Origin of the sequence: Bradyrhizobium sp. SZCCT0231 (assembly GCF_018130245.1) — a bacterium.
Classification (GTDB): Bacteria; Pseudomonadota; Alphaproteobacteria; order Rhizobiales; family Xanthobacteraceae; genus Bradyrhizobium; species Bradyrhizobium japonicum_F.
Genome location: NZ_JAFCKP010000030.1, coordinates 1 through 21,773 on the forward strand (window position 1 = coordinate 1; position 21,773 = coordinate 21,773).

General features: G+C 64.8%; 21 protein-coding genes. 2 read left to right on the forward strand and 19 right to left on the reverse strand.

Annotated features, from left to right (window positions below):
* Positions 1-742: 742 nt before the first annotated feature.
* Both JQ566_RS33455 and JQ566_RS33460 read left to right on the forward strand, forming a co-directional pair.
* Positions 743-1,177 carry a hypothetical protein gene (locus JQ566_RS33455; RefSeq protein WP_212380353.1) on the forward strand — a complete coding sequence of 145 codons (435 nt, stop codon included), beginning with the start codon at positions 743-745 and terminating at the stop codon, positions 1,175-1,177.
* A gap of 119 nt (positions 1,178-1,296) precedes the next feature.
* On the forward strand, positions 1,297-2,313 hold the full coding sequence (locus JQ566_RS33460; RefSeq protein ID WP_249139958.1) for an alpha/beta hydrolase: 1,017 nt from the start codon (positions 1,297-1,299) through the stop codon (positions 2,311-2,313).
* Positions 2,314-2,333: 20 nt separating this feature from the next.
* Here JQ566_RS33460 and JQ566_RS33465 read toward each other — a convergent pair whose 3' ends face one another.
* The 19 genes from JQ566_RS33465 to JQ566_RS33555 all read right to left on the reverse strand — a co-directional run bounded on the left by JQ566_RS33465 (position 2,334) and on the right by JQ566_RS33555 (position 21,748).
* Positions 2,334-4,151, reverse strand: coding sequence for a DEAD/DEAH box helicase (locus JQ566_RS33465; protein WP_212380357.1), 1,818 nt, complete (start codon positions 4,149-4,151; stop codon positions 2,334-2,336).
* 354 nt (positions 4,152-4,505) lie between these two features.
* The gene (locus JQ566_RS33470) at positions 4,506-5,873 is read right to left on the reverse strand and encodes a sensor histidine kinase (RefSeq protein ID WP_212380359.1); all 1,368 of its coding nucleotides are present in this window, start codon (positions 5,871-5,873) and stop codon (positions 4,506-4,508) included.
* Positions 5,848-7,302, reverse strand: a complete 1,455-nt coding sequence (locus JQ566_RS33475; RefSeq protein ID WP_212380361.1) for a sigma-54-dependent transcriptional regulator — start codon at positions 7,300-7,302, stop codon at positions 5,848-5,850. Before JQ566_RS33475 ends, JQ566_RS33470 begins: the two co-directional genes overlap by 26 nt.
* Entirely contained in the window at positions 7,299-9,002 is a 1,704-nt protein-coding gene (locus JQ566_RS33480; protein ID WP_349643377.1) for a hydrogenase maturation protein, read from the reverse strand. Before JQ566_RS33480 ends, JQ566_RS33475 begins: the two co-directional genes overlap by 4 nt.
* A gap of 18 nt (positions 9,003-9,020) precedes the next feature.
* Entirely contained in the window at positions 9,021-10,061 is a 1,041-nt protein-coding gene (gene hypE, locus JQ566_RS33485; RefSeq protein ID WP_212380363.1) for a hydrogenase expression/formation protein HypE, read from the reverse strand.
* Positions 10,058-11,200 (reverse strand): hydrogenase formation protein HypD, encoded by a 1,143-nt coding sequence (gene hypD, locus JQ566_RS33490; RefSeq protein ID WP_212380365.1) that lies wholly within the window; start codon positions 11,198-11,200, stop codon positions 10,058-10,060. The genes hypE and hypD overlap by 4 nt, the downstream gene beginning before the upstream one ends.
* Positions 11,197-11,433, reverse strand: coding sequence for a HypC/HybG/HupF family hydrogenase formation chaperone (locus tag JQ566_RS33495; RefSeq protein WP_212380367.1), 237 nt, complete (start codon positions 11,431-11,433; stop codon positions 11,197-11,199). The genes hypD and JQ566_RS33495 overlap by 4 nt, the downstream gene beginning before the upstream one ends.
* Positions 11,433-13,694: a carbamoyltransferase HypF gene (hypF, locus tag JQ566_RS33500; protein ID WP_212380369.1), complete on the reverse strand. Its 2,262-nt coding sequence runs from the start codon at positions 13,692-13,694 to the stop codon at positions 11,433-11,435. Before hypF ends, JQ566_RS33495 begins: the two co-directional genes overlap by 1 nt.
* Entirely contained in the window at positions 13,691-14,581 is an 891-nt protein-coding gene (gene hypB, locus JQ566_RS33505) for a hydrogenase nickel incorporation protein HypB (protein ID WP_212380371.1), read from the reverse strand. Before hypB ends, hypF begins: the two co-directional genes overlap by 4 nt.
* Positions 14,581-14,922, reverse strand: a complete 342-nt coding sequence (gene hypA / locus JQ566_RS33510; protein ID WP_212380373.1) for a hydrogenase maturation nickel metallochaperone HypA — start codon at positions 14,920-14,922, stop codon at positions 14,581-14,583. Before hypA ends, hypB begins: the two co-directional genes overlap by 1 nt.
* Entirely contained in the window at positions 14,915-15,994 is a 1,080-nt protein-coding gene (locus tag JQ566_RS33515; protein WP_212380375.1) for a nickel-dependent hydrogenase large subunit, read from the reverse strand. The genes hypA and JQ566_RS33515 overlap by 8 nt, the downstream gene beginning before the upstream one ends.
* On the reverse strand, positions 15,991-16,503 hold the full coding sequence (gene hybE, locus JQ566_RS33520) for a [NiFe]-hydrogenase assembly chaperone HybE (protein WP_212380428.1): 513 nt from the start codon (positions 16,501-16,503) through the stop codon (positions 15,991-15,993). The genes JQ566_RS33515 and hybE overlap by 4 nt, the downstream gene beginning before the upstream one ends.
* Positions 16,500-16,709, reverse strand: coding sequence for a rubredoxin (locus JQ566_RS33525; protein ID WP_212380377.1), 210 nt, complete (start codon positions 16,707-16,709; stop codon positions 16,500-16,502). The genes hybE and JQ566_RS33525 overlap by 4 nt, the downstream gene beginning before the upstream one ends.
* On the reverse strand, positions 16,706-17,569 hold the full coding sequence (locus JQ566_RS33530; protein ID WP_212380379.1) for a hydrogenase expression/formation protein: 864 nt from the start codon (positions 17,567-17,569) through the stop codon (positions 16,706-16,708). The genes JQ566_RS33525 and JQ566_RS33530 overlap by 4 nt, the downstream gene beginning before the upstream one ends.
* On the reverse strand, positions 17,566-18,012 hold the full coding sequence (locus JQ566_RS33535; protein ID WP_212380381.1) for a thioredoxin domain-containing protein: 447 nt from the start codon (positions 18,010-18,012) through the stop codon (positions 17,566-17,568). Before JQ566_RS33535 ends, JQ566_RS33530 begins: the two co-directional genes overlap by 4 nt.
* A 275-nt stretch (positions 18,013-18,287) precedes the next feature.
* The gene (locus JQ566_RS33540; RefSeq protein WP_212380383.1) at positions 18,288-18,584 is read right to left on the reverse strand and encodes a HypC/HybG/HupF family hydrogenase formation chaperone; all 297 of its coding nucleotides are present in this window, start codon (positions 18,582-18,584) and stop codon (positions 18,288-18,290) included.
* A 27-nt stretch (positions 18,585-18,611) separates the two neighbouring features.
* On the reverse strand, positions 18,612-19,190 hold the full coding sequence (locus JQ566_RS33545; protein ID WP_212380384.1) for a HyaD/HybD family hydrogenase maturation endopeptidase: 579 nt from the start codon (positions 19,188-19,190) through the stop codon (positions 18,612-18,614).
* Between the two features lie 14 nt (positions 19,191-19,204).
* Entirely contained in the window at positions 19,205-19,948 is a 744-nt protein-coding gene (cybH, locus tag JQ566_RS33550; RefSeq protein WP_212380386.1) for a Ni/Fe-hydrogenase, b-type cytochrome subunit, read from the reverse strand.
* 9 nt (positions 19,949-19,957) lie between these two features.
* Complete coding sequence (locus JQ566_RS33555; RefSeq protein WP_212380388.1) at positions 19,958-21,748, reverse strand: nickel-dependent hydrogenase large subunit; 1,791 nt, start codon at positions 21,746-21,748, stop codon at positions 19,958-19,960.
* Positions 21,749-21,773: the final 25 nt, after the last annotated feature.

The following is a 21,773-nucleotide window of genomic DNA, read 5'->3' on the forward strand; positions in this document are numbered from 1 at the left end:
GCGCTTGGGCGGCACCTGCGCGAGCCTCCCCGAAAACGTCGGTATCAATCCATGCCTGCGCTACCTTAACGCCTATGGGGAAGACCGGGCGCCAGCTGGCACCCATAAGACCCCTGCGCTGAACGAATGCACGCGCAATGCACAGGGGAGACACAGGGCAGCCGAAACCAGGCCTTCCCTGCGCGATGGTTTGACGGCCTATGCCGCGCTCTCCCGGGAGCCGAGTTCCTTCTGGCCTCCCTCGCCTCCGCGAAAGTCACGCCTCCCGCGCCGGTTGACGCGATGACGCCTTCGCCAAGGCTAGACCGTAGCAACGACGGCCAGGACCACACGGTTTCGCCGTACGCAGGCCACCCCACTTCGCCAAGAGGCTTCGCAAGGCATGGGCGCCATCCGTCTTCGCGGTTCGCGCCATGCTCACGAGGTTCATCTCGCCCTGCACGCGCAAGCTCCGCCTTTAACGCCGCCCGCGTCCACCGCAACTTCCAGCCCGCGCTCGAAACGACGTACGACCGCCCCTTTGGTGGGCTGGAATAGCCGACACATACGACAAATCCGAATTTCGGTAAAGTGTAATATTTTTGGCGGGAGGGGTTGACAGCGGATGGGGGGTGTTTTGCCGTCGACGCCGGGGCAGTTGCCTTCTGGACACGGCGAGGGTTCATTGCCTCCAAGCACGATCCGCCTATACTCTTCGGGTCGATCGCAGACATTGCGTCGCCGTTCCCTTGGCAAGTATCCAATGCGCGTGAAATTCGCAGACATCCTCCAGGCTTTTGAGTTCGCCGACATCAGCGGCGGCGTGGTGGAGTGCCGCACCTTCCTCTGCAGGCAGACGGGAAAGATCTACTATCAGTTCGATCAGGACGACCTCCAGGAGCTCGAAGAGGACGACCTGCCTGACGATATCGAAGACGAGACCAAATACTTGCAGATCCCGAACACACGAGATCTCGACCTTGGCAAGCCTCTTGTGATCGCCTTTGTCCGCGAGTTCTTGCCGAACGATGTGGACGACGTTCGCTACATCTTCAGCAAACGCGGCGCCTATCAGAAGTTCAAGGCCTTGCTCTCCCGACGGGGAGCGATCGATGCTTGGCATGACTACCGGAACAAGGCGACAGAGCGGGCATTGCGCGACTGGTGCGAGATCCATTCCATCGAGATCATTGACTGATCTGGCATTCGCTTGAGCCAAGAGGTGCGAGAGCGGCTCTGCCGTCTTCTCGCCCCCATTGTCATTCAGGGAGCATATGGGGCGGCTGTCGGGGGCAAAGTTCCCATGGGTTCCTTGTGATGGGCCGACGTCTTCTACACACAAATCATTCCGTGTCGCGCCGCGCCATCCTTGGCGGGCTTGCGTCGGCAGGGAGTGCCCTCGCGCTCGGCGGATGCGCCGGCCTGGGCGCGACCGGCGCACGCTACGACGCGTCGTCGCTCTCCGTCGATCCCACCTTGCTCGTCGCCACCACGCGCAAGCCCGTGAACGGCGGCCGCACGAAACCCTGGTTCGGGCCGGAGCGCGCGACGAGCATGACGGTCGCGCGGGCCAAGCTGGTGGCCCCGGACGAGAGCCGTCTTTCTCTCGCCTCGGTTGGACTCGGGGATTGGCGTCTTGATCGGGTCGAACCGGTGGCGGCCGATGCCGGCGATCTCGCTGCGCAGGCCGGCGGAGGGGACGTGCTGATCTATGTGCACGGCTTCAAGCAGACGTTCGGGACGGCGGTGCTGGATGCCGCCCATCTGTCCGATGGAATCAAGTTCCGCGGGCGGACCATGGTGTTCTCCTGGCCCTCCAGGGCAGGATTATTCGACTATGCCTATGACCGAGACAGCGCGATGTGGTCCCGCGACGATTTCGAGCGCGTGCTCTCGGCGCTGGTGTCGGCACCAGGCGGCGGCCGCGTGCACATCGTTGCGCACAGCATGGGAACCATGCTGACGCTCGAAGGCCTGCGTCAGCTCTATGGGCGATACGGGGATACGGTCACGAGCAAGATCGGCGCGGTGGTGTTTGCCGCGCCCGACATCGACATGGACGTGTTCTCCTCGGCGATCCAGCGCATCGGTCCGCTCGCCGGCAAGATCACTGTGATTGCCGCGACGAACGATCGCGCACTGGCGCTATCGGGACAGATCGCAGGCGGAATGACCAGGGTCGGCGCCGCCGAGAAGGCCGCCATCGCGCAGCTCGGCGTGCGCGTGGTGGATGCGTCCCAGGAAGGCTGGGGCATCATCAACCACGATCTGTTCCTGTCGAATGCGGAGGTGCAGCGGGTGATCCGCCGCTCGATCGACGGCACGACCGCGTAAGAGAGGCCTGCGGCTTCAGCCTAAGCGATCAAGCGCTGCACCAATGCCGACTCGCTCGAATACGTCAGGAGCGCCTCGTGAGTCGCCCGGGTCACCCCGACATAGGTCAGTCGGACACATTCCTCGACGGTCTCGCCGTGGCGGCCGAGCGAGCCCAAGCCGGCAATGGCGACGCAGGGAAACTCCAGCCCTTTCGCACTGTGCATGCTCAAGAACCGCACGGCTACCCGCTTGACCGAAACTCTGTTGCGATTGTCCTTGGCCATATCGATCGGCACGTCATGCCTGGCGAGGATCTGCGCGACCCGCCCGCCGATCCAGTGCTCCGGGTAGAGACACGCCATCTGCGACCACTCGTACCCGGCTTTTTTGCGGTCGAGAAACCACTCGGCGACGCAGTGAGCTTCTGCGTCGATGCTCACGCACCGGCGCACGGCCGGCTCCAGGCCCTGCCGACCCGCATCTTCGGGCAGCAGGATGGCGTGCTCGTCGTCGGCCGCGACGCCGGGAGCGCCGATGACGTCTGCGGCGAAGCGTCTGGCGAAGGCAACGATCTGCGCCGTGTTGCGGTAGTTGACCTTCAACACGGTCGTTCTGCCCTTCGCCTCGATCCCGAGCTGGCTCCACACCGGGCGCTCACGCCCCTTATAGATGGCCTGGATATCGTCGTAGACGACCATCAGCGCCTTCGTGCGTGGGTTCACCATCTTGGCCGCGAGCGCGAGCCATTGCGGCTCGAAGTCGTGTGCCTCGTCGATCAGGACAGCGTCGTACTGCTCCGCCGGGATATGGCCCTGATCGACCGCCTTCACAACCGCCGAAACGCTCGCAGCCAGTCGCTCTGCGTAGTCCGGATAGTCTCGCTCGGATGGGGCGGGAATTCCGTAAGTCCGCAGCATCCGGTAACACCATGAATGGAAGGTGAGGACCTGAGCGCGGTCCTCCACGCCCCTGCTCTGCATGGCATCCTCGAGCCGCCCGGCGATGCCGTTGGCGTAACACAGGATGAGCACCGGCTTTGCCGCCGCACGTGCCAGATACTCGGCGCGAAAGGCCAGGATCAGGGTCTTGCCCGATCCGGCGACGCCGCGAATGATTCGATGCCCCTCGCCCAGACTGCGCGCGAACTGCTCCTGATGCAGGTCCATGACCGCAAGCGTCCGGTCCGAAGGATCGGCCCCGGGCGGCTCGTCCAGAGGCAGGGCAATCTGTCGTACGCGGATTTCCGGAAAGAGCAGCGCCCGCAGGCGGTCGAACTGCGGCATGGACAGCGGCTCTCCGAGGCGCGGATGAACCATGCGCCACAATCCGGTCCGGAATTCTTCGGGATCCGCGCCCTCCGTCATCTCGTCCTTGAACAGACAAAGATGCTCGGCCAGCACCTCCCTGAGATTGGTCTGATCGAATTGCTTGCGCGTGATGTTCGTGAACACGGCCCCGAAGCCGAACGGAACAACGGCCCGGCCCGCGAAACGATGACCGCGCGGAAACAGCAATTGCCCGTCGCGCTCCAGCGTGCGCACGACCTCGAACGTATATTTGCGAGCCTGCTCGAGCGGATTGCTCTCCCGTACGACACCACGATTTGTCAGCAGCTCGACCTTCGTCTTATCAGCCGAAACAATCGTCTCCAGGCGCCAGTCTTTCACCTCGAGCACGAGCAGGCCGTTCGCGGGATGAACGATGATGAAATCCGGATGCCGGTTGAGGGGGCCAACAGGGAGGTTGTGCCAAACGACAGCGTTGTCTTCGAGGAAGTCCTTGAGCCGTTCCGCCAGTCGCAGTTCCCCACGGCTGTCGAAGCGCGCGAAGCCCAGGCTGGGGATCAGGACTGCCATGTTACGACCGCGAGCGCCATTGCGGACCACCTTGTGAGGCTACGTGCGTAGCAGGGCGGTCTCTCCAGGCTCACATGGTTGCCTAAAGTTTACAGGATTTCAATGGCTTAGGATTTGTCTGGCGCGCCATTCAGAACAAAACCAAGAACCCTATGTCATTGAGATCGTTGCATGATTTTTCTATTCCAATGTCCCTGACACAGCATCCGCGTCCTGGGAACGGCGCGGTTTCATTCCCTTCAAGGACGATCCGCCGGTCCTCTTCAGATCGATCGCCGATGTTGCAGCATCGCTCCGCTAGCTCATGTTACCGGGTGGAATTCCCCTGCGCCTCATCGGCACGTCCTTGACGTTCTAGGCCACCGGGAGCGTAAAGGAGAACGTCGCCCCCCCATCTGCCCCATTGGTTGCCGAAAGTTCACCTCCGTGCTCGCGCACGATGCCGTAGCTGATCCACAGGCCCAGGCCTGTCCCCTCGCCAACGCGCTTCGTGGTGAAGAACGGCTCGAAGATGTGGCTGATGTGATCCTTGTCGATTCCCGGCCCGTTGTCCGAAATCCTGAACAGGATTTCGCTGCCCTTGCGCACCGCCGAGACGACCAGCCGAGGCAATTCGGTGCCACGCATCGCGTCGATCGCATTCTCCACCAGGTTGACGATCACCTGGTGCAATTGCCCCTCGTTGCCGGAGATCCAGAGCTCCGGCTCGATCTCTATCTGCAAATCGATGCGGACTTGCTTGGTGCGCACGGCCCACAGCACCGCGGTGTTGATCAGCCGCTCGATGTTGACGCGCTCGACCTCGCCGAGCTTGCTGAAGGACAGCCGGCGCAAATTCTTCACGATCTCGCTGATGCGGACCGCGCCCTCCATGGTGCCTTCGATCAGCGGGCCGAAATCCTCGAGAATCTCGTCGATGCGGAGACTCTTCCTCTGCACTACGAGGTCGCCCGCCTTGCCCTTGCCGTGGACCGCGTCGAGATAGGCGACGATCGCCGTGCGATAGCGCATCAGGGTGTGGATGTTGCCGTAGACAAAGCTGATCGGGTTGTTCAGCTCGTGCGCGACGCCGGCGACGAGCCGGCCGAGGCTTGCCATCTTCTCCTGCTCGACCAATTGGCGCTGGGCGCGCTGCAACTCGTGATGCGCCTTGTGCAAGGCCTCGTAAGCGCGGCGAAGCTCGCCGATCGGCCGTCCCGTCAGCACCACACCGATGAACCGGCCGCGATGATCGTGGCGGGGTGAGCTGTTGATGGCGAACAGATCGGAGCTGCCGCCTTCACTGGAAAACCGCAGCTCGCCGTCCACCACGTCGGAGGCGCTCCGTGGCTTCAGGAGCGGCACCAGCCTGGTATTGTCAGCGTCGTCGATGACGTCGGCGATGTTTTTGCCGACGATGTCAGCCACAGCGCGGCCGAGCGTATGCTGGAACGCGGAATTGACCTGCTGCACCAGTCCTTTCGCGTCGCAGACGATGAGGATGTCGGAGACGGATTCGATGACGTTGGTGACGAAGGCCTGGGCCTCCTCGAGCTCCGCATTCTTGTGCTCGAGGTCAACCTCGTAACGAAGGAGGTCGGAATAGACCTCGTCCATCTTCCGGATGACTTCGATCCAGGCGCCCTCGCGCTCGTGATCGAACTCGATCGCGCCGCGATTGGCGATCAATTTGAGCAGCGATTCGGTTTCGCCGGCTTCAGGAAAATGCGTCGCCTTTGGCATTTTTTCTCAGATCATACCTGGACAGCTTGTTCCTGAGGCCGACGCGCGACAGCCCAAGCTCGCTCGCGACCCGGCTGATATTGCCTTCGTACCGCTCCAGACAGCTGATGATAACCGACTTCTCGAGATCCTCCACCTTGTCCTTGAGGGTCGCCGAGCCGTTCAGCTTGCCCTGGACCGTCATGGCCGGCTGCCTTCCGTTGCGCCGGCCGAGCAGCGGGGGAGCGCGCAATTCGTCGGCGTCGGCCAGGACCGCCATGCGCTGGATCTCGTTCTGCAGCTCGCGCACATTGCCGGGCCAGTGGTACTTGGCGAACGCCTCCAGAGCGGAAGCCGCAAAGCGCAGGCTCGGCCGGTTGAAGGACGTCTTGACCGACGACAGCACCCCTTCGGCGATCAGGGGAATGTCCATCGGGCGCTCGCGCAGCGCCGGCATGTGGACCGGAAACGCCGCCAGACGATAATAGAGATCGCGCCGGAAGCGGCCCGCCTCGACCTCGGCCTCGAGATCCCTGTTGGTGGCGGCCACCACGCGGACGTCCACCTTGCGCACCCGCTGCGCGCCGAGGGGGCGGATCTCGCTCTCTTGCAGCACGCGCAACAGTTTGACCTGGAACGCCGGCGAGGTCTCGCCGATCTCGTCGAGGAAGATGGTGCCGCCGTCGGCGACCTCGAACAGGCCGATGCGATCCTGATAGGCGCCGGTGAAGGCACCCTTCTTGCAGCCGAACAATTCGCTTTCGAGGAGCTCGTCGGGCAGCGCGCCGCAATTCTCGACCACAAAGGCCTTGCTGGCCCGCGCCGAGCCGTAGTGAATGGCGCGCGCCAGGAGCTCCTTGCCCGTTCCGGACTCGCCGGTGATCAGCACGGAGATATCGTATTCGGCGGCGCGTCGGCCGAGCTCGATGACGCCATGCATCGGGCTGTCAGGGGAATGCACGATGCGGTTGAAATCGTAGAGCTGCTTGGCGGCGCCGCGCTTGACCGAGACGACCTTCTTGATGTGTTCGGGCGTCGCCTTGACGTCGACGCCGGCGGTCTCCGTCTCCTTCTGCAGCCGGTAGAGCTGGACCGCCTCCTTGACGATGTCGATCAGACGGTCGGGCTGCCAGGGTTTTGTAATGTATTGATAGATGCCGGCCTCGTTGAGACCGGCGATGATGTCCTCGGAGTCCGAATAGCCGGAGATGATCATCCGCACCGGATCGGGCCAGAGCTGCCGGACGCGCTTGAGGAAGCTGACGCCTGACTCATGCGGCATGCGCTGGTCGCAGAGGATGGCGTGGACGATCTCGCCTTCCAAGAGCTTTTCCGCGTCCGCCGCGCTACCGGCGCAGAGCACCTCGAAATCGTCGTGGAGGACGCGCCGCAGCGCCTCCTGCGAGCGGACTTCGTCGTCGACGACCAGGATGGTTCCCTGCACGCTCATGATCGCACCGTCATGCGGGTGGACTGAACAGGCGTCCGCCGCGACCGGTGATTGGCGATGGTCAGCGGCGTGCGCGATTTCGGCACCTTGTGAATGAAGTTGTAGCGGGCGACGTGGTAGCTCGGATCGAATCCGTAGAAATTGAGCCGCATCCGCCGCAGCTCCTCGTCGCGATAGGCCTGCAACGGCTTTTCGGCCTCGTCGGCGGCGCGACGTCGCTGCTTGTCGGCAAGGCGCGCGGCAACACTTCTGTCCGCCGCCATGGCAGCACCGCGTGCCACGAGATCAGCGTCCGCGAGTTCCGTACCCGACAGCACGCGGTCGACGATGCCGAGACGCTGCGCCTCCGCCACCCCCATCGGCAGCCGGCACTGCGTGATCCGGGTCGCATTCGCGGCTCCCGCACGGCGCGGCAGCAGATAGGTCCAGTATTCCGAGCCGTAGAGATTGCCCATGTCCTTGTAATGCGGATTGAGAACGATCTGGTCGCTCGCCCAGACTTCGTCGGCGGCAAGACTCAGGAACACGCCGCCCGCCCCCGCATTGCCTCTGATGACCGAGACGACGAGACGATCGGTGGTCTCGATGATCGCGCGGGCAAGATCGTCGATCGCATTGATGTTGCGCCAGGACTCATCCGCAGCGCTGTCGGCCGCCTCGATCTCGGCAAGATGAATGCCGTTCGACCAATAGTCACGGCCGCCGGTCAGCAGCAGCACCCTGGTCGGGCGCGCCAGCGCAGCGCGATAGGCCTCGAGCAAGGATTCACAGTCGCCGGAGCTCATCGCGCCGTTGTAGAAGGAGAATTGCAGCTCGCCGGTCTCGCCATGCTCGCGATATTGAATCGGCGCGTAGCCGCAACCGGGCCGGTCCGGCAGCTGCGCGGCTTCCGTGGCGAAGACCTTTGCTGCCGGCAGTTTCAGGCTCTTCGGCGCGAGGCGTTTGACGCGGCCGATCCAGACCGCGCCGTCGACGGTGGCACGCGCAAGTGCGCCGTCGCACTGCGCGACGATGGTGCCGGGCACGCCAAAGATGTCGTGCGCCTCATGCGCGTCGAACAACCTGACGTCCTCGAAGAACAGGCTGTCGACGAGGCCCGGCATGCCGTCGGCACTGTTGATCTTGCGCAGGACGGTGTCGGTCGTGTCGTGCTGCCAGTCGATCGTCCGGTCCGCCTGGCGACAGGGCCCGCGCACGCGAATGCGCGGATCGCCCGCACGCATCGGCTGCGGCGTCGCTCGTCCGGATTCGATGGCGTCAATGGCTTCAAGCACCGCCGCGACGGCGCACGACGTCACCTCGTTGCGGTAGATGCTGGATTTTGCGGCGCGCCGCATCGGGAAGGTGCGGAACGCCCAGACCGGGCCGGCATCGAACTCACCGTCCGCCTGCAGCACCGTGACGCCCCACTCGCTGGCGCCTTCGAGAGCGGCCCAGTCGAGCGCGGCCGGTCCGCGGTCGCCGGGCGGGCCGGGATGCACGATCAGGCACCGCACGTTCCGCCAAACGTCGTCGGGGATCGCCCGCTTCAGGAACGGCGCAATCACCAGATCGGGCCGATGCAGCGCCATGCTCTCGCGCGTGACGTCCGCGTGGATATCGAGCTCGACCGAGACCTCATGGCCCCGCTCCCTGAGCTCGACATGCAGCCGCTGCGTCAGGCTGTTGAAGGAATGCGATAGCAGCAGGATGCGCATCATCGTCCTCAGCAGATTTCCTCAACAGATTCTCGGCAGTTGTTCGCCCGACAGCCAGTCGACGATTCGACCGCCGCCAAAGCTCGTCGCCATCTGCACGAAATGATGATCGTCGGCAACGGCCTCGCCGATATCGGCAGCGTCGCGGCCGAGCGGATGCGCCCGCATCGCGGCCAGCACGGTGTTGGCAACCTCCGGCGCCACGATCGCGACCAGCTTGCCCTCATTTGCGACATGGAGCGGATCGAGCCCGAGCAGCTCGCAGGCCGCCGCCACGCCCGGCTTCACCGGGATCGCCTCCTCCTGGAGGCGGAAGCCGAGGTCGGACTGCTGAGCGATCTCGTTCAGCGTGGCGGCGAGGCCGCCGCGCGTGGGATCGCGCATCAGGCGAATGCCGCGGCCGCCGACCTCCACCATGCTCGCGACGAGATCGTTCAGCGACGCCGAGTCCGAGATGACCTCGGTCTCGAAGGCGAGATTCTGCCGCCTGGACATGATGGCAACGCCGTGATCGCCGAGCGTGCCGGAGATCAGGACGCGATCGCCGACGCGCGCGTTCTCGGCCGAGAGATCGAGCCCATCAGGCACGACACCGACGCCGGCGGTCGAGATGAACAACCCGTCGGCCTTGCCGCGCTCGACCACTTTGGTGTCGCCGGTGATGATGTGGACGCCGGCGTCGCGCGCCGCCTGCCCCATGGATTCAGCGATCATCTTGAGGTCGGCGAACCGAAAGCCTTCCTCGATGATGAAGCTCGCCGAGAGATAGAGCGGTTTGGCTCCGGCCATGGCGATGTCGTTGACGGTGCCGTGCACCGCGAGCGAGCCGATATTCCCGCCGGGGAAAAACAGCGGCGAGACCACATAGCCGTCGGTCGTCATCACCATGCGCCCGGCGCCGACCTCGAACGCCGACTGGTCGTTGCCGCGCGCCAGCCATTCATTGCCGAAGGCTTCATGGAACAGGCCCGAGATCAACTGCGCCATGGCGCGGCCGCCTGAGCCGTGAGTCAGGTCGACGCAGCCGTTCTTGATATCGAGCTTGCGCTGATAGACCTTCATGACGCCCGCCTCTGCTGATGGTCGCGGAAGCGACCATAGGTCCAGTGCGCAGCGCAGGCGCCTTCGGAGGAGACCATGCAGGAGCCCATCGGCGTCTCCGGCGTGCAGACGGTGCCGAACAGCTTGCAGTCGACCGGCTTCTTCACCCCGCGCAAAATGGCGCCGCATTCGCAGGCCGGGTTGTCGTCGACACGCAGCTCGTTCATGTCGAAGCGAATTTCGGCGTCGTACTTGGCGTAAGCCCGCTTCAGCTTCAGCCCGCTGTAGGGAACCTGCCCGAGCCCTCGCCATTCGAACTGATCGCGCAGCTCAAAAATGTCTGAGACCTCCTCCTTGGCACGTAGATTGCCGTCGCGGGTCACGGCGCGGCTGTACTGGTTTTCGACCTCGTGCCTGTGTTCGTTGACCTGCCGCAGCAGCATCAAGATCGCCTGCATCATGTCGAGCGGCTCGAAGCCAGAGATCACCACCGGCTTGCCGAATTCTTCCGCGAAGAATTCGTAAGGCGCCGTGCCGATGATGGTCGAGACGTGGGCGGGTCCGACGAAGCCGTCGATCTCGACCCGGCCGATGTTGCGGATGTCGGGGCTCTCCAGGATGTTCTGCATCGCCGGTGGCGTCAGCACGTGGTTGCAGAACACGCTGAAGTTCCCGAGCCGCTTCTTCTCGGCCATGCGGATCATGACCGCGGTCGGCGGCGTCGTGGTCTCGAAGCCGATGGCGAAGAACACGACCTCGCGCCCGGGATTCTCTTCGGCGATCCTGACAGCGTCGATCGTGGAATAGACCATGCGGATGTCGGCACCGCGCGCCTTCGCCTTCAGGAGCGAGGCGCCCTGCGAGCCCGGAACGCGCATCAGATCGCCATAGACGCACAGGATGATGTCCGGCCGCTCCGAAAGCCGGATCGCCATGTCGATGCGCCCGGCCGGCAGCACGCAGACGGGGCAGCCGGGGCCGTGGATCATGCGCACGTTCTTCGGCAGCATGTCTTCCAGGCCGTAGCGCGAGATCGCATGTGTATGGCCGCCGCAGAATTCCATGAAGCGATAGGGTTTTTCGGGATGGGCCTCCGCGCGGATCGCCTTGGCGAGCCCGAGCGCGATCTCCTTGTCCCGAAACTCGTCGGCATATTTCATGGCGCGGCCCCCTGTCCCTCGACGCTCAGCTCGCGCAGCAATTCGAGCGTCCGCCGCGCCTCCTCCGGATCGATCTTGGTGAGGGCATAGCCGACATGGATGATCACATAGTCGCCGACGGCGAGATCTTCGATCAATGCGACCGAAATCTCCTTGCTGACGCCGTCGATGGTGACGACCGCCATCGCATCGGGCAGAAGTCTTGTGACCTCAGCGGGTATCGCGAGACACATCAGGCGGCTCCTTCCAGGCCTTGCTGTTCGAGGAGTTCTTGCGCGGCGATCCAGGCTTGCCCCAGGCTGAGGCCGCCGTCATTAGGCGGCACCTGGCGCGGCAGCAACGACGAGAGTTTTGCCGCAGCGCAGCCGCGTTCGATGTCGCGCGCAAGGATCGCGTTGAGGAAGCAGCCGCCACTCAGAGTGACGGTCGTGATGCCGGTCTCGCGCGCCGCGCGACCGATCCAATCGATGCAGGCGGCGGCAAATGTGCCGTGGAACAGCTCGGCGCCGGCGACTGGATCGATCCTCCCGGTCGCAATGCGCTCCAGCAACGGGCCGAGCGACAGCACGCCGTTTTCGATGGTCCAGCCGTCTTGCGCGATACGCGGCGCGCGGACCAGCGCTTCCAGCTTCATCGCGGCCTCACCCTCATAACTCTGCACCGGGCAGAGGCCGAGCAGTCCCGCCGCCGCATCGAACAGCCGGCCGGCGCTGGTCGTCACCGGCACGCCTGGCTGCTCGAGCAGAGCGGAGAGACGCGCGGCCTGCGGCTGTGCGGCAAAGCGCGCCGCAATCGTCTCGTCGCGCTGGAGGGCATGCAGCACGCCGGCGGCCATGCGCCAGGGCTCGCGCGCGGCACGATCGCCGCCCGGCATCTTCATCGGCGCGAGATGCCCGAGCCGCCGGAAGCGCGCGCCCTCGCATGAGAGCAGTTCGCCGCCCCAATTGCCACCGTCGCTGCCATGACCAAAACCGTCGAGCACTAGCGCGAGCGCCGGTCCCGCGACGCCATGTTCCGCCATCACCGAGGCCGCATGGGCATGATGGTGCTGGACCGCGATCAGCCGCTTCCCGCTCGCCTCGGCGAAGCGCGTCGAGGCCATGTTCGGATGCAGATCATGGGCGATGACGACCGGCTCGACGTCGAGCGTCGAAAGCAGGTGATGCACCGTCTCCTCGAAAAAGCGGATGCCTTCCGCGCTGTCGAGATCGCCGATGTGCTGGGAAACGAACGCTTCGTTGCCACGTGTGACCGTTGCGGTCGATTTCAGCGCGCCGCCGACGCTGAGGATCGGCGGCACGGCGCGCGCGAGGCGGACAGGCTCGGGCACGTAACCGCGGGCGCGGCGGATGAACTGCGTCCGGCCTGCGACGACCGCCGCCACGGAATCGTCGGCACGGGTGACGATGTCGCGATCATGGGTGACGACGAGGTCGGCGATGCCGGCAAGACGCCGCTCTGCCTGGCTGTTATCGATCAGGAGCGGCTCGCCGCCGGGATTGGCGCTGGTGGCGACGATCGCCCAGCTCTCGCCGCCCCGCTCATGCGCTGCATTCAACGCATCGAGGATCAGGTGGTGGAGCGGGGCAACCGGCAGCACGACGCCGATCCGCGACAGCCCCGGCGCGATTGCGGGCGCAAGCAGCTGGCGCGAATTCATCAGCACGATCGGCCGCGGCAATGTTTCGAGCAAGGCAAGCTCGGCGGCATCGGCCTCGGCGATCTCAGCGACCGCCTCTACCGAACCGACCATGACGGCAAAGGGCTTTTGGTCGCGCTGCTTGCGCTGCCGCAGGCGCCGCACGACCGCATCGTCGCGCGCGTCGCAGAGAAGCTGAAAGCCGCCGATTCCCTTGATCGCGACGATTTTGCGTCCGGCAATCGCAGCCGCAATATCCTCGATCTCGTGGCTGAGCTTCGGGCCGCATTGCGGGCAGGCAATCGCCTCGGCGTGGAAACGCCGGCTCCTGGGATTGGCGTAATCGTCCGCACAGGCTCTGCACATCGCAAAGCGCTTCATGGCCGTGGCCGGACGGTCATAGGGCAGCCGCTCGGCGATGGTGTAGCGCGGCCCGCAATGGGTGCAGTTGACGAAGGGGTAGCGAAAAAAGCGGCTGGTCGAATCGAACAGCTCGTTCAGGCATTCCTTGCAGGTCGCCGCATCGGCGACGATGCGCGTCGACACCCTGCCCTGCTCGCTGGCGCGGATGCAAAACTCAGCGGTTTCGACCGCGCCGACCGGCTGCACAAAAATCTCGTCGATCCGGGCGAGCGGCGGCTTTTCGCGCGGCAGCGCCGCGACGAAGTCGGAGGCGCGCTCGCCCTCGACCTCGATGATGACACCGTGGGGATCGTTGGCGACGAAGCCGCCGAGGCGATAGCGCGTGGCAAGGCCGTAGACATAGGGACGAAAGCCGACGCCCTGCACCGCGCCGCGCACATGCAGGCGCAGCCGCCGTCCGTCCAAAGCTGTGGCCTTACCGCCCATCGTCATTCCGCCGCCGTCATCGCGGCCGGCTTCAATGCCACGGCGCGCTTGCGGATCCAGGCATAGAACGCCGCAAACCCCTCGCCGGTGCGCGCCGACACCGTCAGCACCTCGATGTTCGGATTGACCCGCCGCGCATATTCGATCGTCCTGGCGAGATCGAAATCGAGCACCGGCGCGAGATCGATCTTGTTGATCAGCATCAGGGATGAGGCCGCGAACATGTCAGGATATTTCAGCGGCTTGTCCTCGCCCTCGGTGGTCGAGAACACCACGATCTTGCAGGCTTCGCCGAGATCGAATGCCGCCGGACACACGAGGTTGCCGACATTCTCGATGAAGAGGAGACCGCCGTTCAGCCAGGGCAGCCGGTCATAGGCGTCAGCGACCATGGCGGCGTCGAGGTGACAGCCCTTGCCGGTGTTGACCTGGATCGCGGGCACACCGGTCGCGCGAATGCGCTCGGCATCGTTGGAGGTCTGCTGGTCGCCTTCGATCACGCCGATCGCAAAACTGTCCTTCAGCTCGGAGACGGCGCGAACCAGCAGCGAGGTCTTGCCGGCGCCGGGGCTCGAGACCAGGTTGAAGGCGAGCACGTCATCGGCGCGGAAGCGCGCGCGGTTGTCGGCGGCGAGCCGGTCGTTCTTGCCGAGGATGTCGCGCTCGACCTGGATGATGCGGTCGCTGCTCATGCCGGCGATCTTTTGGCCCGCCGGATTGGCGCCGCAGTCGAGCAGCCCGGCGTCACCGGGGGCGTGATCATGGTGATGGTGGCGATCATGGCCGTGGCCATGACCGTGATGGTGGTGATGATGATCGTGTCCGCCATGGTCATGATCATGGGCATGTTCGATGGACGCCTTGCCGTCGCTGCAGCCGCAGACCGTACACATCAGTCGACCTCCAGTTCCCTTACGCGCATCTCTTCGCCGCCCGTGACCTGCAATTGATAGCCGCCGCAGGACGGGCACGGCTCGTAACGCTGCTTGATCTCGACGCTCCTGGAACAGGCCATACACCAGGCCGTTCCCGGCGTCTCGACGATCTCGAGTTTTGCGCCTTGCGCAATGGTCCGCGCGGCGACGGCCTCGAAGCAGAATTTCATCGCCTCCGGCGCGACATGGCTGAGCGCGCCGATCTCGAGGCAGACGACGTTCACCTTGGCGAAGGCGCGCTTGCGCGCTTCCTCCTCGACGATGCCGATGATGCCTTCGCACAGCGCCATCTCATGCATGGCCGGCCTCGCGGAAGCTGAGGCTGAAGCCGACGCAGGGATCGAACGAGCCGACCAGCGTGCGAACCGCGTCCTGTTCCTGCCGGCCGGCCGCGAGCAGGCCCTTGAGGCTCCGGACCAGCGGTCCGCGGGCATGAAAATTCCATTCGGTCGGCGCCAGGAATTCGAAGCTGACGATGCGATCCTCGTCGTCGAGCGCGACGGCGTGATGGAGCCGGCCGCGCGCGCATTCGACGGCCGCTGCGCCCTTGCCTGCGCCAAGACGGTAGCTCGCGACGACGCCGTCGTCGGGATCCTCGCCGCCGTCATCGAGCCAGGCGCAGAGCCGTGCGGCCTCGGCGATGCGCGCCTTGAGACGCGCGGCCGGGCCGGCCGACGAGACCGGCTCGCGCTGTGCCCTGCGTGCCCAGACGCCGGTTTCCGGGATCTTGCCGCAAAGTTCCGGCGCATCGGAATAGGCCGCACCATCCGCGAGCAGACGCGTGACGATGTCGAGATCGTCAACCGCCGTCAGGAACGATTGCGCGTCCAATGGCTGCCACGACACCTCGCCGTCGCAGCGCGCGACATAGGCGGCGAGCGCGCTGCCCGGCGCAAGGGCCTGGTCTTCGGCGATTCCCAGTGCGCGAAGCGCGGCCTTGATTTGCGCGACCGCCTCGCGCCGCAACCCTTCCGGCACGGCGTCGCTAGCGCCTCCGAGCACCGTGCTCGCCTGCACCATGGCGCGCACGGCCGCAGCGCTCGCCCCGTCAAGCGCGAGCCGTCCGACGAACAGGCCGCGCAGCAATTCGGTCAGCCGCTCGGCAACGACCGCCATGACGCGACGCCGCACCGTGGCTTGTGTCGCCTCCTGCCCTTGCGCGGCCTCGACCGCCGACAAAAACGCCACCTGATGGGCGACTGAGCAGAGCGAGAACAGCCGCGGCAGCACCGGGAGCAGCGATGAGGCCTGCTTTCCCGCAAACAGCCGCGTCAACGGCGGCCGGCTGCGCGGCTGGATCGCGACGTCGGCGATCGTGCCGGCGGACAGCCACACCGTGATATCGATCTCGTTGCGGAAGGGAAGGCTCATCCGCGCCGCTCCGTCAGGCCACCGCGCAGGAAGTTACGCCGATCGATCTGACTTGTCGCGGGCTCGCGGCGGCGAACCGCCTCCTCGCTGTCCGCCGGCAGCATCAGTTCGGCGAGCGCCGCTTCGGCCGTCGCCCGCGCGGCGGCCATGTCCGCGAACTCTGACATCGGCGAGAACAGCGAGCAGCTCGCGATCCGGCCCATCTGTCCGACCTCGCTGAGCGTGAATTCGATATCGCCCGCGGGAAAGCGGATGCGCAAGGTCGCGCCCGACGACTCCCCCGCCGCGCTCGCCGGCATCATCACGTTCATGAACCACGGCGTGACCATGATGCCCACGATCGTGCCGTTGAAGCGGCGGAAGCCGACCGCCTCGACCTCGAGCGCATCGTTGTAGATCGGCAGATCGCGCATCGCGCGCTCGCCGATCTCCCGATAGCTTCCGGCCAGCAGCTCGCCCCACGCCACCGCGTCGGCGTCGCCGGCAGGATTTGGCGCGCTCCCGGTCATGCTTCGATCGTCATGAATTTGGATTTGGGGGCGTCGCAGTTCGGGCAGTGCCATTCCTCCGGCAGCGCCGCGAACGGCGTGCCGGGCGGGATCTGCGCTACGTCGTCGCCATCGGCCGGATCGTAGACGGTCCAGCAGATGCCGCATTCCAGTCGGGTGGCGTCGGTGAGGTCCTGGCGCACGCCAAAATTCTCGAAAGCGCTCATTTGAAATAGGCCTCGATGACTTCCTGCAGCCGTTCGGCGGAGTCCTCGAAATCCTCGTCCGCGGCAAGCGCGACGGTCGGCACGCCGCCGACTTCGAGCGTGTCGAGGATGATGGTGTCCATGGCGTTGAAGAACTGCACCGACCAGACATTGCGGATGCCGGTCGACAGCACCCGGCAGGTGCCATAGCCGCGCGACACGAGCTGGATCGGTCCGTTGCGGATCGTGTCCTGCAGAAAGCTCATGTCGACCGGGCTCATCGGCAGCAGCGTGAAATTGATGATCTGCGAGCGGATGCCGGGCCGCCAGGCCAGCGCCCGTTCGCGAATCTCGGCGAGCACCGGCAGCACGTTCATGGCGCCTTCCGGCACTGGCCCGATCTCGAAATCGGCGGACGTGAGGTCGGCGGCCGCGCGCTTGACGATCTCCGGGATCGCGCCGATCTCGAGATATTCGGAAGCCGCGTCGGTCTCGAGCCGCACGCGCCAGATGCCCGCCAGCACCGATTCCTGGATCTGCGCCAGCGATCCATCCGGAAGCGCGACGACGCCGCCGACCTCGCCCTCGCCGAGCACGTCGGCGATGAGCTTGCTCTCGAGCTCGTTGAGATTGCCGAGCCGGAACAGTTGCGACGGTGCATCCGCCTTCTGGCCCGCGATGGCGTCCGCGACCTTCGACAGCAGCGCGACCGCGTTCGGGCAGCTCTTGGCGAGCGCGGCGCTATCGAGCGTCGCCAGCCTTGCCAGCGCACCGGCCCCCGTCAGGCTGCCCTTCGATGCATTGAGACTCTCTTCGCCGATCGGGAACACGTTGACCGGTTGCTCGGCGCCTTCGGGCGCATCCCAGAAGCCGACCTTCATAGCTCGACACCTTGTGCGCGATGCCGGGGAACGATGGTGACGGCGACCGCGGCGCTTTGCCCGCGCGGACGGTCGATCAGCTTCGTGATGCGGTCGACATAGACCGACCAGTCCTGGATTTTTGCGATCAGGCCCAGCGTCTCGCCCTTGGCGACGAAGATCAGCGTCGGCTGCACGCGCACGCCGAAGCGCTCGCCGAGCGCTCGCTCGGCATCGCGTACGATGACCGCGCCGCGCAGCCGGCCGCCGAATGCGGCGATCAGCTCCGGCAGCACCACGGCGACATCGATCGCCTCCGGAAAACGGTTGGGGTCGCCTGCGGACAGCAGCACCGCGACCGCACCGGCCTCGTCGGTCGCGCCGAGAAATTGATCGACCGTCGCGGCATCGACCTCGTTCAGGCCGTGCCGCGTCAGATCATGCTTCCCCACCTGGAATTCCATCAGACCTCCCCTGACAAGCTTATGTTTTGCCTCGGGATAGGGGTTAGCAAGGCACATGCCAAGACAGGCTGGCAGTTCTCCGGATTTATCTCATTGATCTAGATCATCTATTTTTTGATACCCGGAGCGGAGCATCCACAATTGATAAATTACTTTCCAGCCCCGATGGAATTTATCTTTGCAGATAGAAAGATACCTTCCAGGCCGCCTGCGGCGCTCTCGCGCGCCGATCCGTCCGCGGAGGCGGTGATCCCACAGGGCTTGAAGGCCGCGGCTTATTCGGACCGCAGATGCGCGGGCAGTTGGGGCTCGCGGTCGATCAGGTCGGCGAAGAAGCGGTCACAATCCTCGCCGTCGAGTGCGGCACCAAGACCGTCGATCGCTGCACCAATCAGGTGCGCCTCTTCCTCATCGAGAAGCCGGATCGCGCTGTCGATATAGACCAGCACCTGGGTGCCGACCGGCGGGTTGTCGAGCAACATCATGGAGACGCGGCGCTGCTCGCCGCGAAACTCGCACAGCGCCGACATTCCGTCAGTCTCGACAATCGTCATCGGCAGGCCGAGGCACATCGCACTTGCTCCTGGAGGCCGGGCCGCTCAGGCCGGCCGCATCTCGTAACTGGCGTGGTCGATGTCGTTGGCGAGCAGCCGCTCCGACTCTGCCAACGGCGCGCCGCGGCGGCTGGCCGTGACGCCCCACTCGGCCAGGATCTCGCAGGCGAGATCGATCGCGGGCGCGATCTGGTCGCGCACCGGCGGCGTCAGCGGCCCGCCCCAGTCTTCGAGATCGAGCGGCTGGCAGCCGATCAGCGCGAGATGCTTCGGGCAGCGGCCGAGCAGATCGGCGGCGCTGATCACCTCCTGGAAGCCGGTCTGGTGCAGGCTCATCTTCTTGGCGCCGGTGAAGCGCGGCACCTCGTCGTCGCGCACGAGCTTCAACCGGCCGGGCTCGAGGCCGTAGTCGATGGCGTCGAACACGATCAGCCGGTCGGCCTCTTCGAGATAGTTCACGAGATAGAGCCCCTGCGTGCCGCCGTCGAGGATGGTGACGTTGTCGGGCACGGCGTAGCGGCGGTGGAACTCCTCCACCGCGCGCACGCCAAAGCCTTCGTCGGCCCACAGGATATTGCCGATGCCGAGCACCAGGATGCGGTCGTCTTGCGAGGATGTCGGCATCGGCAACGTTCCCTTCAGTCGCGGAATTGCCGCTCGCCCGAGATCATCGAGGAGATGATGCTCTGGCGCGACATGATGTCTTCGCGCACCGCGGCGTAAATGTGCACCATCACGAACACGACCAGCGCCCACATGCCGAGATGATGCCAGGTGTGGACGTCCTGGCTGTTCGGCCAGATCGCAAACACCCAGCCGAACAGCCTGTGCTGCCAGCTATCGATGCCCGCGCCTTCCGAATAGAGCGCAAAACCGGTGACGATCATGAACGCCACGAACAGCGTGAAGCCCGTGAACATCGCGGTCTGTGCCAACGGATTGTGGCCGACATACATCTTCGGCTCGCGTTCCAGGAAGGCGTACCAGCGGATCTCATGCAGCACCTCCTTCCAGAACTGCTTGCGATGCACCGGCAGATAGAAGATCTGCCGGGAATGGTGATTGCCGACGAAGGCCCACAGGATGCGCGCAAGGAAGAACACCGCGAGCACCTGTCCCGCCGCGAAATGGGCAAAGCGGATGTAGCCCATCACGAAGTTGGCAGACGCCTCGCCTTCGACCGACGGCAGCGGCGTCCCGATCAGATAGCCGGTCACCATCAAGATGATGATCGAGAACGCATTCACCCAATGGCAGATCCGCACCGGCGCTTCATAGACATAGACGGTGGGACGGCCGACCGCGTGCTCACCCGCCGCATCCGCCGCGATCGCGGTGAGGTCCGGCTCGGTTTCCGCCGGACGTGCAACTGCATCCATCATGGCCGCCTCCTACCTGACCTTGACCTTGGCAAGCTCCTGGCCGTCCGGGCTCATGACATGCGTCGAGCAGGCCAGGCACGGATCGAAGGAGTGGATCGTGCGCAGAATCTCGAGCGGCTGCTCGGGATTGACCATCGGCGTGTTCATCAGCGACGCCTCGAAGGCGCCGATGTTGCCCTTGGGATCGCGCGGCGAACCGTTCCAAGTGGTCGGCACCACGCACTGGTAGTTGTCGATCTTGGTGTCCTTGATCTTGATCCAGTGCGCGAGCGCGCCGCGCGGCGCCTCGGTGAAGCCGACGCCCTTGGCCTCCTTCGGCCAGCTCTCCGGCTTCCACTTGTCCACATTGGCGGTCGAAGAGTCGCCGGCCTTGATGTTGGCGACGAGCTTGTCCTGGAAGTAGCGCATTTCGCGTCCGGCCCAGACCGACTCGAGCGCGCGCGCCGCGGTGCGGCCGAGCGTCGAGAACAGCGCCGACGTTGGCAGGTTCAAGTCTTTCAGGAACTTGTCGACGGGATCCTTGAACTCGGCCTTGTTCTGCGCATAGCCGACGACCCAGCGCGCCAGCGGGCCGACTTCCATGGCGTGTCCCTTCCAGCGAGGCGCCTTGATCCACGAATATTTGCCGCCCTCGTCGAGCTGCTCGATCGCGGTCTTGGTGCCCTTCGCATTGGGCCCGAGCACGTAATTCGGCTCGGTGACGCCGTCCCAGGGATGCAGACCTTTGGTCTCATCGGGGTATTTGTACCAGGAGTGGACCACGAACTCCTGGATCTCATCGGGATTGGCGTGATCGACCGGAAACACCTCGGACAGATTGCCGTTGATGATGGCGCCGCGCGGCAGCTTCAGGCTCTTGGCGGAATAGTCGTTGGCACGTTCGGGCACGTCGCCATAGGCGAGCACGCTCTTGCCCGACAGGCCGCCGCCATAGAGCCAGTCCTTGTAGAACGAGCCGATCGCCGCCACGTCGGGCAGGTAGACCTGCTCGTTGAACTGGATCAGCTGATCGATGATCGAGGAGATCAGGTTCAGCCGCTCCATGTTGATGGCACCGACCGCGCCGGTGCCGTCGACATTGATCGGACAGGGCACGCCGCCGACGAGCCAGTTCGGATGCGGATTCTTGCCGCCGAAGATGGTGTGGATCTTGACGATCTCCTTCTGGAAATCGAGCGCCTCCAGATAGTGCGCCACCGCCATCAGATTGGCCTCGGGCGGCAGCTTGTAAGCCTTGCTGCCCCAATAACCGTTCTTGAACGGCCCCAGCTGTCCGGACTCGACGAATTTCTTCAGCCGCGTCTGAAGATCCTTGAAATAGCCCGGTGACGACAGCGGCCAGCTCGAGATCGACTGTGCCAGTGTCGAGGTCGCCCGCGGATCCGCCGACAGCGCGGAGACGACGTCGACCCAGTCCAGCGCATGTAAGTGATAGAAGTGCACGATGTGATCGTGCACTTGCAGCGCAAGCTGCATCAAATTGCGGATCGAGTTGGCGTTCTCCGGGATGGTGATCCCGAGCGCATTCTCGACCGCGCGCACCGACGTCAGCGCGTGCGTGCCGGTGCAGACGCCGCAGATCCGCTCGGTGAACGCCCAGGCGTCGCGCGGATCGCGGTTCTTCAGGATCACCTCGATCCCGCGCCACATCGTGCCGGTGGAGACCGCGTTGCGGATGACGTTGTCGGCGTCGACATTGACCTCGACCCGCATGTGACCTTCGATACGGGTCACGGGATCGACGACGATGCGCTTGCCGGAATTGTCGAGATTGAAGCCGTTGGGAGTCTGGATACCCATGGTGTTCCTACCCTGATGTGTCTTT

Bases quoted from the DNA above. Each gene is read 5' to 3' on its own strand.
- JQ566_RS33455 (WP_212380353.1), top strand. From the start codon at position 743: ATGCGCGTGAAATTCGCAGACATCCTCCAGGCTTTTGAGTTCGCCGAC.
- JQ566_RS33460 (WP_249139958.1), top strand. From the start codon at position 1,297: ATGGGCCGACGTCTTCTACACACAAATCATTCCGTGTCGCGCCGCGCC.
- JQ566_RS33465 (WP_212380357.1), bottom strand. From the start codon at position 4,151: ATGGCAGTCCTGATCCCCAGCCTGGGCTTCGCGCGCTTCGACAGCCGT.
- JQ566_RS33470 (WP_212380359.1), bottom strand. From the start codon at position 5,873: ATGCCAAAGGCGACGCATTTTCCTGAAGCCGGCGAAACCGAATCGCTG.
- JQ566_RS33475 (WP_212380361.1), bottom strand. From the start codon at position 7,302: ATGAGCGTGCAGGGAACCATCCTGGTCGTCGACGACGAAGTCCGCTCG.
- JQ566_RS33480 (WP_349643377.1), bottom strand. From the start codon at position 9,002: ATGATGCGCATCCTGCTGCTATCGCATTCCTTCAACAGCCTGACGCAG.
- hypE (WP_212380363.1), bottom strand. From the start codon at position 10,061: ATGAAGGTCTATCAGCGCAAGCTCGATATCAAGAACGGCTGCGTCGAC.
- hypD (WP_212380365.1), bottom strand. From the start codon at position 11,200: ATGAAATATGCCGACGAGTTTCGGGACAAGGAGATCGCGCTCGGGCTC.
- JQ566_RS33495 (WP_212380367.1), bottom strand. From the start codon at position 11,433: ATGTGTCTCGCGATACCCGCTGAGGTCACAAGACTTCTGCCCGATGCG.
- hypF (WP_212380369.1), bottom strand. From the start codon at position 13,694: ATGACGATGGGCGGTAAGGCCACAGCTTTGGACGGACGGCGGCTGCGC.
- hypB (WP_212380371.1), bottom strand. From the start codon at position 14,581: ATGTGTACGGTCTGCGGCTGCAGCGACGGCAAGGCGTCCATCGAACAT.
- hypA (WP_212380373.1), bottom strand. From the start codon at position 14,922: ATGCATGAGATGGCGCTGTGCGAAGGCATCATCGGCATCGTCGAGGAG.
- JQ566_RS33515 (WP_212380375.1), bottom strand. From the start codon at position 15,994: ATGAGCCTTCCCTTCCGCAACGAGATCGATATCACGGTGTGGCTGTCC.
- hybE (WP_212380428.1), bottom strand. From the start codon at position 16,503: ATGACCGGGAGCGCGCCAAATCCTGCCGGCGACGCCGACGCGGTGGCG.
- JQ566_RS33525 (WP_212380377.1), bottom strand. From the start codon at position 16,709: ATGAGCGCTTTCGAGAATTTTGGCGTGCGCCAGGACCTCACCGACGCC.
- JQ566_RS33530 (WP_212380379.1), bottom strand. From the start codon at position 17,569: ATGAAGGTCGGCTTCTGGGATGCGCCCGAAGGCGCCGAGCAACCGGTC.
- JQ566_RS33535 (WP_212380381.1), bottom strand. From the start codon at position 18,012: ATGGAATTCCAGGTGGGGAAGCATGATCTGACGCGGCACGGCCTGAAC.
- JQ566_RS33540 (WP_212380383.1), bottom strand. From the start codon at position 18,584: ATGTGCCTCGGCCTGCCGATGACGATTGTCGAGACTGACGGAATGTCG.
- JQ566_RS33545 (WP_212380384.1), bottom strand. From the start codon at position 19,190: ATGCCGACATCCTCGCAAGACGACCGCATCCTGGTGCTCGGCATCGGC.
- cybH (WP_212380386.1), bottom strand. From the start codon at position 19,948: ATGATGGATGCAGTTGCACGTCCGGCGGAAACCGAGCCGGACCTCACC.
- JQ566_RS33555 (WP_212380388.1), bottom strand. From the start codon at position 21,748: ATGGGTATCCAGACTCCCAACGGCTTCAATCTCGACAATTCCGGCAAG.